Source organism: Aminobacter sp. P4_D5, from assembly GCF_056401815.1.
The window spans coordinates 1-13,608 of record NZ_JBFUIP010000157.1; the positions used below are offsets into that span (position 1 = coordinate 1).

Here is a 13,608-nt window from a genome sequence, read left to right on the forward strand (position 1 = left end):
GCGTATTGAACCCGCGGGCCTTGCGATCGCGGAGATAAAGGTCAGCGTCCTCCTTGGTCAGTTGAGTGATCAATGACCAAGGCGAGTCACCTTGCATAAAAAAGGGTTGGCCATGGGCGTCGACGAGGTAGCGCTTGCCGGGCTGGACCTGAAGCGGAAAGGCCGCGTCGGACGCGGGAATTTCACAGGCATGCGCTGACAAGCTCATCGCCACCGACAGACAAAGGGTGAGAAACAGGCAATTGAATAGGTACAGCCAACCGCTTGGCCTCAACTGTGCCGCACGCGTCATGTGCCTCTCCTTCGCCCGGAGGTTGAATTCGCTAGCCGGGAGGCTGGGTGCCTGTGGCGCGTGCATCACGATTCCCGCCCAATTGGGCGGCATATTTGTCGGCGAATTCGCTCGACATCATCATGCCCAGCGCTATGCCTTCGCGGGTCATCAGACCGGTCTGCAGTTGCTGAACGTAGCTATCCACACCGTAGGTATCGCCCTGGCGTCCTACGAGCAATTGATAGAGAAACCCGACATAAGCGCGGTCCGACATGGCAAGCGTCTCGTAGCGGTCGTTGAATTCGTCGGAGCGGAGTATGGACATCATCATGTCCACATAGCTGGCTTTGCCATTTTCGAGTTCGCCGGCCCACTGCTCCAGCTCGGCCCCACCATTACCTCGGCCCAGCATCAGGCAATATCCGAAGCGCACTTGCCGGACAGGAATGGGGTTGGCAGCCTGGACTGACTGAAGATCGCAAACTCGGCCTGGCAGAAATGGTGGGCGGATTCCGCGGATTAGCTCTCTCACCACATTATAGCTCGGTTTGGCTTCGCCCACCTTCCAGCCGCTCTCGGCACTGCCATTCAGGCGCACCAATCCCATGTAAGCCTCGAAATCCGGGGCCCAATAGGTCTCGTCTAAAAGCTCGTAGATATGGGCCGCCTCAATCCGGTATTTGCCCTGCAATTCCCGCAGCCGGACCATGGTTCGCTTCAGGCCATCGGCTTGCAGCTTGTCGCCGCGCTGACTGCCATAGGGATTGTTGAACTCGGTGACCCAGATGGGCAGATTGTAGCGGGCAAGCTTCCCAAAGGCCCATTCGGGGTCGTCCCCGTACATGTGCCAGACGGTGATGTCCCATTTGATGCCGTCTTGCTGCATACGCTCGAACGCACCGGTATGCCCCCAACCGGCCGTGCCCATCGCCTTGCGGATGGTGGGGTCTGCTTCAGTCATTCCAACCGAAAGTCCCTTCAGGACCGCACTCACTTTCACCCATCGGGGACCATAATAGTCCCGGGCGTCGACACCGCCCGCGGCACCCCAAAAGCAGGGATACTGGCTGCCATCGTCGCGCTTTTCACAAGGCTTGATGATGGCGTAATTCTCCATTTCGTTGCCCAGCTCCCAGACCCGGATGTCGGCCTTGAACCGGGAGCCGAGGCCGAGCGCCAGGGTCCGTGCCTTTTCATAGAGTTCGCTCGCGCTGTCCTTGTCGAGATCAATATGACCGGGGGTGATGACCGGCAGGATTTCTATTCCGCGTTGCTTTCCAGCGCTCACCAATGCAGCGAGATCGTCCGCTGCCTCCAAGCCTGAAATGTTGACGCGGTAGGACTTCATCCCGAGGTCCTTCAGGTAGTTGAGCTGGCGCTCGATGCTGACGCCGGGATATGCATTCAAGGGATGGCCGTTGACACCCCACAGGAGGTCGGCCGAGGCGACACCTGATGTCGCCAGGAGAGACACAATTCCGATTGCCAAGGACCTGTACACAGCAGTCTTGCTCTCGTTGTCCGCTTGCCATGCTACATTCAGCAGACTGCTCCGCAACCCGACCGTATTGGGGGAGCAACCGGGGGCTTTACGCCTTTTGACGGCTAAACCCACCCCTTTGGCCGGCATGACAAGCTAGCGCCTTTCCGAGCAAAACTGTTCAGGAGCCGAATTGTCACCAATTTGAGCTTCCCGTTCGCGGTCGGGAGATCTAGGCCTGATGTCAGGAATACAGCGCGCGCTTCTGCTGAGCACTGGCGACCGCTACTTTGCCCTCGTCGCTAACTTCGTAACGGTTGCCATCGTCTCCCGCATCCTTTCGCCAAGCGAAATCGGCGTATCGGTGATCGGCATGGCGATCGTCGGCATTGTCATGTCGGTCAGGGAGTTCGCCAGCGGCAGCTTCCTTATTCAACGGGGCGAACTGTCACCGGAAGAAATCCGCGGCGCATTCACGGTGATGCTGATCCTGACCATTGCAGTCAGCACCGCACTTGCCCTTGCCGCTCCACATCTGGCATCGGCCTATGGCGAAGAAAAACTGGTTCCCTACCTTCGTGTGATCTCGGCCAGCCTCTTCCTGGAATTGATCTCGATGCAGGTGTCGACGCTATTGCGCCGCGACATGGGTTTCGGAAAGGTTGTGACCATCAACATAGCCGGAACGGCAACCAGTGCCGTGGCGACCATCACGCTGGCGCTTCTGGGCTTCAGCTATATGAGCTTTGCCTGGGCGTGGCTGGCTTCCGCCAGCGTCATGGGCCTGCTTGCCCTCTCGTTTTGCCCGCACTTCTGGATGTTCAAGCCATCATTCCGCCATTGGCGCGATATGATCGCCTTCGGCGGATACAACGGCGCCACCGTCGTGCTGCTCAGGACATATGAGGCGCTGCCCTACCTGCTGCTCGGCCGGATGATTTCGCCTGACGCCGCCGGCCTGCTGAGCCGGAGCGCCATGATCTGCCAGTTGCCGGACAAGCTGATCCTCGGAGGGGCGATGCCAGTGATCCTACCGGCGTTCGCGACCGAGGCGAGACAAGGCCGCAGCCTGAAGGGGCCCTACCTCAAGGCGCTCGAATTGGTGACCGCCTTGCAATGGCCGGCCCTCATCACCATCGCCTTGCTTGCCTATCCGGTGGTCGACATTCTGCTCGGCCACCAATGGCTGGCCGTGGTTCCCCTGGTTCAGATCATGGCGATCGCCACTTTGTTCAGCTTCAGCTTCGAGCTGAACTATCCCGTGCTTGTCTCGACCGGTGCCGTCAGTGACATCTTTCGCCGGGCTCTCATCGTCTTTCCCATCTCTGCTGCGATCGTTGCCATCGCCAGTTTCATAAGCCTTCATGCTGTCGCGTGGAGCCTGATGCTGGCGATCCCGTTTCAAGCCTTCGTTTCGCTGCACATCGTCTGCCGCCGGATTTCCATGAGCTGGGCAGATGTTTGTACGGCCTTGTGGCGCAGCAGCCTTGTCACCGCCGCGACGGCGGCCGGCCCGGTCATGGTGATCGTAGCCACAGGATTTCGGCTCGACTTGTCCATTTGGCAAGGAATTATCGCTGGCTGTCTGGCTGCGCCGGGCTGGCTCCTGGGCCTCTGGTCGACCCGCCATCCCTTGCTTGACGAACTGCTGAAGACCCTTCCCCTGCGACGCATCGCGGTCCAGCATCCGTGAGATGCCGAACCGCCGACGGCCGTGGCGCTCGGCTGCGTCCGTCACGTCATGCGCTGCGCCCCGCAAAGGCTTCCGCCAGGCGCGTCCGGATATGTCCCACAGGATTGCCCATGCGCAACAGGTAGTCGACCGGCGGAAGAAGCACGAAGCGCGGCGAAAGCTCGAACGCAAACTTGAGCAATTCGACCCCCGCCTCTCGCTGRCCACGCGCGATATGAGACAAGGCGGACCAGTAGGCGCGCTTGCCGATATTGCGGTGAACGCGCTGACGCAATCTGTCCACGCCCGGCATCGATCCGGCGTCGCGGGTGAAGAAGCTGTCGAAAGTCAGCTTTCTTTCGACGAGATCACGCTTGAAGTCGCGCCAGAAGATCGAAGAGACATTTCCACCATGCACGCGCCTTATCCCGTGCACGGCATCGGTCAATGCAGCCTTGCGATTCAAGGACAGGCGAAGGAACATTTCCAGATCTTCGTTGAAGGGCACGTCAGTCCTGAAATGCCCGACGCGCTTAAGGTCCTCGGTTCGCACCAGCGCTGCGCCGCCACCGAACAGCACCTCGCTGGGTAGTGACCTTGCAAGGGTGAATTCTTCGGTCGACAAGAACCGCCACGCCGCGTCGTCGGTGCTCGCGATGTTCGGCAATGGATCCGCCTCCTCGTGCCAGACGAGTTCGGATCCGGCGGCGAAGGAAACGTCGGGGTGGGCCTCAAGGACTGACAGGGAGCGCTTGAAACAGCCATCGACGAGCAGATCGTCGGCGCAAAGCAGCACGAAGTATTTTGCCGCTGCCCAGTCGACGCCGTAGTTGAAGGAAGCATGGTGGCCGAGGTTCTTCTCGCGCGCGACCACGACAATCCGATTGTCGCGGCTTGCCAGATCCCGCGCCACCTCGACACTGTTGTCAGTGGATGCGTTGTCGACAATCAGGATTCGAATGTCGTCCACACCCTGACTGGTGATGCTTTGCACGCACTGCGGCAGGTATCGCGCATAGCAATAATTCGGAATGACGATGTCGATCAGTGCCATAAATGCGCTCCCCTTGGCTTGTCAGGCGGAATCGCCCGCTGCCTGGCCATTCGATGCTCGATTTCCTCAATGGCGCTGTCGTAGCTCGCCACCGTCCGGCGGCGGCGAAGGGCATTGAGGGAGTAGCTGAACCCGAAGTCAAAAAACCGGACGGGCAATGCCAGGCCCGTCTCGCCGCTGATGCGGCGAAGGAGGCGGTACTCCTTGCGGTCGCAGCGCCAGGAGCGGACAGGCACGAACTTGATCACCCCCGTATAATGCCGAAGCAGGGCATCGGCCCATGCGCGCGTCTGAAACGCGGACTTCTGCACGTTGTAGGTCACCGGCAGCCGCTTGTAGGCGCCGCCCAGAGTGAGATTGAACGCGCACTGATCGTTTGTCGTGCAGTGAGTGAGATAGACACAGGCGTGGGCGTGCTGATGAAGGTGCTCGGTAAAGCGGTCGAGCGCCTGGGCCTCAAGCCACTTCCTGCTGTTGATCATCATCACACCCGAGTTGAAATATTCTGGGGTGACGGCGTTGTGCCTGCAATTGTCGGCAAAGCCGGGGTCGTCGAAACCGGTCGAGACCGACAGATCCAGGCAAGCGGCGGCGATTTCGGAAAAGCCCGCGAGTTCATCGCAGCGCAGGTCACCAAAAGCCAGCGTATCACCATCCAGATAGAGGACGTATTCGTAGCTGTGCGCAAGCTTTTCAATCGCCGACACTCGAAAGAATGCCGCATGTGTAAGATGCTTGCTGACGGTCATCGAATATGCCGTATCATAGGGCGGCGCTTCCTCGATCGTCAGGCTATGGCCATACGCTTCGATCACTGAGCGATATCGCGCCGTCACGGCCGCTGCGTACTCGTGCTGAAACAGGAAAAAGTCGACCGGCTTGCGGTGGAACATGGCAACCGAAGCTAAGGCATAGAGCGTCATGTCATGGTAATTTCGATCCGTGACATAGGCGATGGCGATCCGCCCCGCATGCCGGCCGCCGCCGTTGCTGAATTTGTCCGCGTCAAAAGGCATGTTGTCTTGCCTACGTTTCGTTATCGTCTCAGCGGATCGAAAACCTGATTGCCGAGCAGGCTTTCCTGGGCCGCAAGCTTTCGTACATAACGCTGCACCGTTTCTCTTACCCGAGCAGCGCGGGCGTCCTTTTCCTCAAGCAACCGTTCAAGACTTGAGATCAGCCAAGCCACGGAGAATTGCTCGACGTCGGCGCAGTAGTCCGACAGCCCCATCTCCTCGGCTAGCGCATCGTGCTTTTCGAGATAGCCCAGCGAGATCAGCGGCATCCCGACGCGCAGCGCGCACACCACATTGTGGAAACGTGTCGCAACGATCACGTCAGTGGCCTGCATCTGCGCCATGACGTCGTGCAGCGAATTGGACGGCTCATAGATGACGCGCGCCAGTTCTTCATCTGTCACGCCCGTCCGTATGCGGTCGACAAGGTCGTCCACGGCTACAAGGTCGTTGTCTTGCCCCAGCATCAATCTGACAGCGAAGCCGCGTGACAGGGCGTATGTCGTGAATTCGGCGAGCTTGGCGACATAGCGATCGTAAATCTGAGTGCCCTCGCCCGTGCGCCCACGGTAGTTCATCACACCCAGGCCGATGATGATTGGCGTGCTCAGTTTGCGCTCGGCTGGCCGAGGTACCGGCAGGCTGAAGGCAAGATCAGGAAAGACCCGGTCCGCGCTGGTGTCGACGCCAAGCGAGGTGGTGAAGTCGTGCGATATCCCATCGCGGAAGGAACGATATGTCGCGCAGCGTGACGCCCCGGAGAAAAAGAGGCGGCTGAGGCGGTGATAGGCAGGTCCGGCACCGATGCTGACGAAGGCGACGGCACAGCCTCGCAAGCGGGCCATGAACATCCATTTCCAGAACACGTAAGGCATGCCGAAGGGCGTATCGCCGAAATCGTCGAATGCCCCGGTGCCCGGTAGGACCACGACATCGAACCCGCGCAGCAGGTGGAAGGCACGGATGGGGCCAAGCAGCTTGTAAGGTACGCGGCCGAATAGGCGGTTCAGCCGGTCGATCCAAGGGGCTGTAATACTCGGACGCGTCAGCTTGATGGTTTTGATACCGAAGCTTCGTTCGACGACGTCCGGTTCCGTGCAGATCACGCATAATTCGGCATCAGGGCATACCCGCCTCAGAGAGCCGACCATGGCTTCGAGCGAGCCGTCATTGCCGAAGTTTCCGACGCCGAACTGGCCCAACAGCGCGATGCGGAGAGGCTTGGCGATTTTTACCATGTCGTTGGGTGCGTGCTCCGTACCCGGCTCCCCTGGCACGAGCACAAGCTCCGCAGCTTCGGTAGGCATTGTCCGGTACTCGCTCAATTCCTCGCGGAAACCGGTCGGAACACCGCCGAAATAAGCGCCACGCGCCCGCCCATTGTCACCGGCCATCAGTGTGTTCCTCTAGCCGGTGGCCTTGCGTCCGCCATATCGACCTCAGCCATGAGCTTGAGATAGATCTCGGCGATACCGCGCCAGGTGTAACGCCCGGCCTGCGCGAAACCCGCCTCGACAAGGCTCCGCCGCAGTTCCGGTCTGAACCGCAGTCTGCCGATCGCATCTGCCCAATCGCTGAGATCATCGGGGTCGGCGTAAAGGGCGGCATCACCGCAGACTTCCGGCAGGCAAGGTGCCGTGGAGGCCACGACCGGACATCCCGATGCCATGGCCTCAACCGCCGGCAAACCGAAACCTTCGATACGCGAGGGAAAAAGGAAGCACAGCGCGCCCGATAGTGCCTTCTTGAAGTCGTCATCGCTTATCCGCCCCAAAAGGCGAAGATTTTTAGGTATTGGCGACGCAAATCTGGAAACGACAGCTTCGCCGGCATCTCCCGCCATCCATAGGTCGAGGCCCATCGCATCGAGCAGCGGTGCCAGACGAACGAGCAGCTCGATGTTCTTGTATTTCTGGTCGCGCCCCAGGCACAAGACATAGGGCCGGTCGGAAACCGGCTGCAGCTTTGATCTGCCCGCATCCCAGCGCGCAGCATGATCCGCGCCGTTGTAGGTGACGGTTATCTTGTTGGAGTCGGCTATGCCGCAGGCGGCGAGATGCCCGCGGGAGAGCTGTGAGACTGTCGTGATATGCGCGGCGCGGCGCCCAAGGGCTGGCAGGACCAGTCGATGCGCCCACCGAAACAGAAGCCCGTAGCTCTCCGGCATCAGCCGGGTATGCAGATCATGGATGCACGCGATCTGCCGCTTGACCGAGATCGGAGCGAGGTTGCAGAAGCTCAAGAGCCCGCCACGCACATGCCGGGGCAATTGCGCCTGCACCCAAAATTGCGGCAGGCGCGGGCGGCTATATTCGGGAACGAGCCGCACGCCGATCGCGCTCAGCTGCAGTTGCGTTTCCCGGGGCACGATGAGGTCGACGTCGAGGCCGCGCGCAAGCGGATGGCCTTCCGCGATCAAGGCGTCGAGTGCTGAGGTGACCTCGCGGGCATAGCGGGCCACGCCGTTGGGATTGAGCGTGACAAAATCGCCATTGATGCTCCAGCGCCTGATACGTGGAGCAGTCCGAACCGTTTCGCCTGCGGATGTCGGGCGCAATGGCAAAGCGATCACGTTGCCGTTTTCGAGCAGCGATCGCTGCGTGACTGGGATTTCTGGGCTGCCCATTGTCGGCGTCTTTCCGGATCGGCGGCCCCGCATCGCCGCATGGATACGACAAGACCCTAGCACCGCGCGGCCATGGCGGACTTTTACACGTTGGAGGTAGACGCCTCCCCCTTCGGATAGCATCTGGGTGAGTTGCGGCGACGATTGGTTGAAGCCATTCGGGACCTGCGACCCAATGGACGAAATGACGGTCCACACCGGCCACGGCAAGATGCCAATCTGACAACGCATCGCGACAGGAGGTCGACTTGAGACGGCACTGGGCCATCAACGGCCGCTTCCTCGCTCAGCAGATGACCGGTGTGCAGCGCTATGCACGCGAGATCGTCTGCGCCATGGACAGGCTGCTCGCGCGGCATCCCGGTATCGCGCACCACCTCAACCTCGAATTGCTTGTACCGCCGGATGCGATCTTCGACCTCCCTTTGTCGGCCATCCGAACGCGGACCATCGGCAGGTTTGGCGGTCACCCTTGGGAACAGGCCATATTGCCTGCCAATGTGCGTGGCGGCCTGCTCAGCCTGTGCAATACGGGCCCGGTTCTGGCGAGCAAACACATCGTCTGCATCCACGATCTCAACACCAGGAACTACCCGCAGAGCTACTCGCCTTCATTTCGTGCGCTCTATCACTCGCTAATGCCTGCCCTTGGCCGCARCGCCGAGTGCGTCTCGACTGTTTCGCATTATTCGGCTGGCGAATTGGTCCGCCACCAGATTTGCCCGGCAAACAAGATCTTCGTTGCCTCGAACGGTCATGAGCACGCCGCCAGATGGCAGGCCCAGCATTCGCTCAAGACCGAAATGGCGGCCGGTCCCGACACGATCGTCCTGCTTGGCAGTACCGCGCCCCACAAGAATGCCCAACTCATCCTCGGCATGGCCGACAGGCTTCATGCCGCGGGCTTCCGGATTGCTGTGGCGGGCATTTCAGATCCGCGTGTCTTCAAGCTGCCCGCGCATGGCGAAACAGCCAATGTCTTCTGGCTCGGGCGGCTTTCGGACGGAGAGCTGGCAGCACTCTTGCGCGACTCCATGTGCCTTGCCTTTCCGTCCTTTACCGAGGGTTTCGGGCTGCCGCCGCTGGAAGCCATGGTGGTAGGTTGCCCGGTGGTGATCTCGGACCGTGCCAGCCTGCCGGAAATCTGCGGCGATGCGGCGCTCTATGCGTCACCCGACGACGCCGACGCCTGGTTCGACCGTTTCATGGAGCTTCGGGCGTCGCCGACGCTCAGGCAGGATATGATCGAGCGCGGTCGCGCAAGAATATCGCATTATCGTTGGGAAGCATCGGCGGAGCTTTATCTGTTGGCGATGCTGGAGCAGCAAGCCCCTGCAAATGCGGCCAAGCGGCAATTCACGCAATGACTGCGTGAAGCGACTGGACGTTACCGACCGCGTCCAGGAATTCCCGATCGAAACGCTCTTCCGAGAACCGTTCGCTGTTTTGGCGACAGGCCGTGGCGGTGACCGATGCCCGGTTATCATCGAAGTAAGCGACAGCTTCCTTCAGGGCGGCAACCGTCTGCTTGCCGAACAGTACCCCTGTCGGCGCGTTGGCGACGCCCAGGCGCTGCACGATGTCAGTGGCACCGCCGCGTCCAAAGGCAATCAACGGCGTGCCGCAGGCCTGGGCCTCGGCAAGCGCTATGCCGAAATCCTCGCATCCGGCAAAGACCATTGCCCGCGCCTCGGCGATCGTTCGCACATATTCCCGCCTGGGCAGGAAACCGGCGAAGCTGATGTTTGGTCCGGCCAGCGCCCTTAGGCGCGACGATTGCTGACCCTCGCCGACAATGACGAGGCGGCGCGACGGCATCTCGTTGAACGCCTGGATGACGAGATCTGTACGCTTGTAGGGCGCGAGGAACGACGCCGAGACGTAGTAGTCGTCCTTGTCGGCGACGAAATCGAGTTCGCCCAGCGAAACCGGCGGGAATACCACGCGCGAGTCGCGGCCATAGATGTGCTTGATCCGCGACCGCACATAGTTCGAGTTCGCCAGCATCAGGTCCGGACCATGCGCGGTGCGGGTGTCCCATTCCCTCAGCCGATGCAGCATGTAGCGATACAGCATGCCTTTGGGTCCGAAACCGAGCTTGCCCTGTTCGAGATAGGAGAACTGTTCGTCCCATGCGTAGCGAACGGGGCTATGAACGTAACACAGATGCGGCTGATCGGGCCGCGTGATCACCCCGCGGGCGAAAGCGGCTGACGATGATATCACCACGTCGTAGCCGGTGACATCGAACTGCTCGATGAGAAATGGGCAAAGGAAAAACAGCGAGCGGTAGTACTTCTTGACCATCGGCAGCCGATTGGCCGCGGACGTATGGAACTCGATGTCGCGAAAATATTGCTCCTTCACCTCCGCCGGCAAAAAATCGAACAAGGTGAAAACATCGGCATTGGGAAACTGCCGGCAGATTTGCGCCAGGACCCTTTCGCCGCCCCTGAAGTCGGGACACCAGTCGTGGACGATGGCGACCCGGTCGCCGGAGGCGACGCCAGAAACTGCCGGAACGCGCAGCTGCGGGACAGCGGCATGTTCGGTTGCCGTCACCAACTCGGTTGGGCTTTCATGGCGCATGATAGGCTTCTTCCGATACTGCTTGATGCCACCAGTCTCCGATTACGCCCCGACCCCGGCAAGCTGACCAAACGGGGTGGCGTCCATTCCTAGCCCAAGAGGTATGGCGCCTACGTCAGGCGGGGCCCGTCCATACCTCTAACGGTGCATATGCGGAGGATGCCGCCCCTTTTTTGCAGGCTGTAGCAGTGCGCGGCACTGGCTACGGTCACAGCGGATGAATCCGCCCTGGCACAGCCGCGGCACGCCTTCGAGGGCGGCAAGGGAATGCACCAGATGAGGCTTGTAGTTGCGATACCAACGCTCGGGCGCAGCGAGCAACTCGCGCATCTTCTGGCGTATCTTGAGCGCCAGACGAGATTGCCCGACGAAGTCATCGTTTCAGCACCCGATGCGACCCACGTCGAACCCATTCATTCGGATCGTTTTCCGGTGTCGGTGATCTTCGGGAAAAAGGGGCTGACGGCCCAGCGCAACAATGCGCTCGACCACGCGGCCCGGCGCTTTGATATCATCACCTTCTTCGACGATGATTTCGTGCCTGCCGACGACTATCTCGATCGCGTCGTGAAAGCCTTCAAGGCGAATTCCGACTGGGCCGTCGTCATGGGACACGCCATCCTGGATGGTGCGCGCAACGCAGGTCACGATTGGCACGATGCCCTGCTCGCCCTCGATGAGGCCAAGGCAAACCCGCCGGCCGAACCGCAAGTGGCCGATCACGTCGGCGCCTATGGCTGCAACATGTCGATCCGGGCGTCACGTATCGGAAATCTCCGCTTCGACGAGCGACTGGTGCTCTATGGCTGGCAGGAGGATATCGACTTCACAAGCCAGCTCAGAGCGCGTGGCCGCGTGGTCGGCGTTTCGTCGATCGTCGGCGTCCATCTCGGCCTGAAGGCCGGTCGCGTCAGTGGCGTGCGTTTCGGCTACTCCCAGATCGTCAACCCGATCTATCTCATCAGGAAGGGTACGGTTCCGGCTACCTTTGCCGTGCCGCTGATGGCGCGCAACATCGCCGCCAATCTCGCCCGCAGCGTCGTGCCTGAACCTTACATCGACCGGCGCGGACGACTGCGCGGCAATGTGCTGGCGATGGCCCATATTCTGATGGGGCGCATCGAGCCCGAATACATTCTGAGAATCTAGGAGTGCGTCGCGTGGAAACCATGCCGAGATCCGCAATGTCGGTGTTCACCCAGCGGCTGCGGAGAAGTGTCTTCGCTGCTGCTGTGTCGCTCGCGCCCGGTACCATCGGACCAACGCATGCCGCGGCGGCCGAATATCTGCTGGGGCCCCAGGACAAGGTCCGGCTGAAGATCTACGAGTGGCGCGCCTCTAGAGACGAGATATTCGAATGGACCGCGCTCAACGACCAGTTCGTCGTCGGTGCAAATGGCAAGCTGTCGCTGCCCTTTGTCGGCGAAATCAGTGCCGCGGGAACAGAACCAGGCGCACTCGGCATCAAGATCGGCGAGGCGCTCATGGGGCGCATGGGGCTTGGGCGTCCGCCAGACGTTTCGGTGGAAGTTGTGCAGTTCAGGCCGTTCTACATCCTTGGCCAGGTCACCACTCCAGGTGAGTTTCCTTATCGGCCCGGGCTTACCGTCTTGCAGGCGGTCAGCATCGCCGGCGGCTTGCGCACGCGCGAAGACAACACCACAAGGCTGGACCGCGAAGTGATTACCGGCAGGGGCGATCTTGGCCTGCTAGCTCTTGCGGGCACCAATCTCATGGCAAAAAAGGCCCGTTTGACGTCCGAACTGGCCAATGCCGACGACATTACTTTTCCCGAGCAGCTGACGCGCCGGGCGAGCGACAGCTCGGTCTCGTTGGCCATGGAGCAGGAGCGGCTGGTGTTCCGCGCCCGCAAGGACGGGATGAAGACCCAGTTGGAGGCCCTCAACGGCCTAAAGGACTTCCTGGGAAAGGAACTTACGTCGCTCGAAGCACAGCTTGTGCTTTACGACGAGCAGATTGGGCTGGTGCAGAAGGAACTGACCGGTGTGACGACGCTGGTCGACAAGGGGCTCTCTGCTGCGCCTAGACAGATCGCGCTCGAACGTGCGCTTGCCCAGGTCCGCAGCGATCGGCTGGCGGCGGAAACGGCCGTATTCCGTGCCAGGCAGGAGGTCAGCCGGGCGGACATCTCGATCCTTGACGTCAACAACAAGCACGCGACCGAGGCTTCGGAGTCGCTGCGTGAAACTCAAGGGCAGATCAACGAGATCGCGCGCAAAGCCGACACCGCCGTACAGATGCTGCATGATTCGGAAGTGACCGCTCCGCGGTTGCTAGCACTTCGAACTCGCGCKGAGGAAGCGCAACCGACATACACAATCATACGTCCAACAGCCGACGGCAAATCAGTGGATGTCGAGGTCAGTGAAACGACTATTGTGGAACCTGGCGACACGGTCAAAGTGAAAATCCCGCTGCCCAAGCTCGAGGACGGCGGACTTGTGCTTCCGACCGAAAGCGACATCTCCGAGATTCCGCTCGCCCAGGCGATGCCCTTAGACACGCAAGGGGCAGCAGCACCCGATCAGGCGGCTGCGACTGCCAAYACACAATAACGCAAGCTGACCAGCAAGGGTCATTGCCGCTCCGAGGGCCACACCTCTGGGGCATTTCGCGCGTCTGCGTCGAGCACAGGCCACGCAGATCATTCTTAGATGTTTAGTCCCGGCATTGGCTGGAGCGGGTCGCGAGAGAACCGTTGTGGCTGGGAAAGCCATGCCTTGCAGATGAATTCGTAGGGCGTGAGGCCTTTGAGGGTCTTGAGCCTGCGGCCGAAGTTGTAGGCCAAGACGAAGTCGGCAAGGTGCTGGCGGAGTTGGTCGTGGCTCTCATAGTAGAAACGCCTAACGGTCGCCTCCTTAATGGTCCGGTTCATC

The 13,608-nt window shown here is 60.6% G+C and carries 12 protein-coding genes; 4 read left to right on the forward strand and 8 right to left on the reverse strand.

Features of this window, described 5'->3' with window-relative positions:
* Together AC1DWF_RS24930 and AC1DWF_RS24935 are read right to left on the reverse strand one after the other, a co-directional pair.
* Window positions 1-292 (reverse strand): apiosidase-like domain-containing protein (locus AC1DWF_RS24930; protein WP_476842160.1); only part of this gene is annotated, 292 nt, incomplete at its 3' end.
* Between the two features lie 31 nt (window positions 293-323).
* Window positions 324-1,748 carry a DUF4214 domain-containing protein gene (locus AC1DWF_RS24935; RefSeq protein WP_476786419.1) on the reverse strand — a complete coding sequence of 475 codons (1,425 nt, stop codon included), beginning with the start codon at window positions 1,746-1,748 and terminating at the stop codon, window positions 324-326.
* Between the two features lie 247 nt (window positions 1,749-1,995).
* Between AC1DWF_RS24935 and AC1DWF_RS24940 the strand changes: the two genes are divergently transcribed.
* On the forward strand, window positions 1,996-3,447 hold the full coding sequence (locus AC1DWF_RS24940) for an oligosaccharide flippase family protein (protein ID WP_476789532.1): 1,452 nt from the start codon (window positions 1,996-1,998) through the stop codon (window positions 3,445-3,447).
* Window positions 3,448-3,493: 46 nt separating this feature from the next.
* On the opposite strand, the gene AC1DWF_RS24945 is transcribed toward AC1DWF_RS24940, so the two are convergent.
* Genes AC1DWF_RS24945 through AC1DWF_RS24960 form a run of 4 tightly spaced genes read right to left on the reverse strand, consistent with a single transcriptional unit; the run spans window position 3,494 to window position 8,122 of the window.
* On the reverse strand, window positions 3,494-4,480 hold the full coding sequence (locus AC1DWF_RS24945) for a glycosyltransferase family 2 protein (protein ID WP_476783773.1): 987 nt from the start codon (window positions 4,478-4,480) through the stop codon (window positions 3,494-3,496).
* Complete coding sequence (locus AC1DWF_RS24950; RefSeq protein ID WP_476783772.1) at window positions 4,471-5,496, reverse strand: glycosyltransferase family 8 protein; 1,026 nt, start codon at window positions 5,494-5,496, stop codon at window positions 4,471-4,473. Before AC1DWF_RS24950 ends, AC1DWF_RS24945 begins: the two co-directional genes overlap by 10 nt.
* Window positions 5,497-5,516: 20 nt before the next feature.
* Window positions 5,517-6,890 (reverse strand): polysaccharide pyruvyl transferase family protein, encoded by a 1,374-nt coding sequence (locus tag AC1DWF_RS24955; RefSeq protein ID WP_476783771.1) that lies wholly within the window; start codon window positions 6,888-6,890, stop codon window positions 5,517-5,519.
* The gene (locus tag AC1DWF_RS24960; RefSeq protein WP_476783770.1) at window positions 6,890-8,122 is read right to left on the reverse strand and encodes a glycosyltransferase family 4 protein; all 1,233 of its coding nucleotides are present in this window, start codon (window positions 8,120-8,122) and stop codon (window positions 6,890-6,892) included. The genes AC1DWF_RS24955 and AC1DWF_RS24960 overlap by 1 nt, the downstream gene beginning before the upstream one ends.
* Window positions 8,123-8,370: 248 nt before the next feature.
* Here AC1DWF_RS24960 and AC1DWF_RS24965 point away from each other — a divergent pair, with 248 nt between their 5' ends.
* Window positions 8,371-9,489 (forward strand): glycosyltransferase family 4 protein, encoded by a 1,119-nt coding sequence (locus AC1DWF_RS24965; protein WP_476842161.1) that lies wholly within the window; start codon window positions 8,371-8,373, stop codon window positions 9,487-9,489.
* Here AC1DWF_RS24965 and AC1DWF_RS24970 read toward each other — a convergent pair.
* The gene (locus AC1DWF_RS24970; protein ID WP_476783768.1) at window positions 9,479-10,711 is read right to left on the reverse strand and encodes a glycosyltransferase; all 1,233 of its coding nucleotides are present in this window, start codon (window positions 10,709-10,711) and stop codon (window positions 9,479-9,481) included. The genes AC1DWF_RS24965 and AC1DWF_RS24970 overlap by 11 nt on opposite strands.
* 276 nt (window positions 10,712-10,987) lie before the next feature.
* On the opposite strand from AC1DWF_RS24970, the gene AC1DWF_RS24975 reads away from it, so the two are divergent.
* The gene (locus AC1DWF_RS24975; protein WP_476789582.1) at window positions 10,988-11,860 is read left to right on the forward strand and encodes a glycosyltransferase family 2 protein; all 873 of its coding nucleotides are present in this window, start codon (window positions 10,988-10,990) and stop codon (window positions 11,858-11,860) included.
* A gap of 20 nt (window positions 11,861-11,880) precedes the next feature.
* On the forward strand, window positions 11,881-13,287 hold the full coding sequence (locus tag AC1DWF_RS24980) for a polysaccharide biosynthesis/export family protein (RefSeq protein WP_476783766.1): 1,407 nt from the start codon (window positions 11,881-11,883) through the stop codon (window positions 13,285-13,287).
* Window positions 13,288-13,382: 95 nt separating this feature from the next.
* On the opposite strand, the gene AC1DWF_RS24985 is transcribed toward AC1DWF_RS24980, so the two are convergent.
* Window positions 13,383-13,608: IS3 family transposase (locus AC1DWF_RS24985; RefSeq protein ID WP_476842162.1), on the reverse strand; the 226-nt coding region annotated here is incomplete at its 5' end.

Bases quoted from the DNA above. Each gene is read 5' to 3' on its own strand.
- AC1DWF_RS24940 (WP_476789532.1), top strand. From the start codon at position 1,996: ATGTCAGGAATACAGCGCGCGCTTCTGCTGAGCACTGGCGACCGCTAC.
- AC1DWF_RS24955 (WP_476783771.1), bottom strand. From the start codon at position 6,890: ATGGCCGGTGACAATGGGCGGGCGCGTGGCGCTTATTTCGGCGGTGTT.
- AC1DWF_RS24975 (WP_476789582.1), top strand. From the start codon at position 10,988: ATGAGGCTTGTAGTTGCGATACCAACGCTCGGGCGCAGCGAGCAACTC.
- AC1DWF_RS24950 (WP_476783772.1), bottom strand. From the start codon at position 5,496: ATGCCTTTTGACGCGGACAAATTCAGCAACGGCGGCGGCCGGCATGCG.
- AC1DWF_RS24970 (WP_476783768.1), bottom strand. From the start codon at position 10,711: ATGCGCCATGAAAGCCCAACCGAGTTGGTGACGGCAACCGAACATGCC.
- AC1DWF_RS24960 (WP_476783770.1), bottom strand. From the start codon at position 8,122: ATGGGCAGCCCAGAAATCCCAGTCACGCAGCGATCGCTGCTCGAAAAC.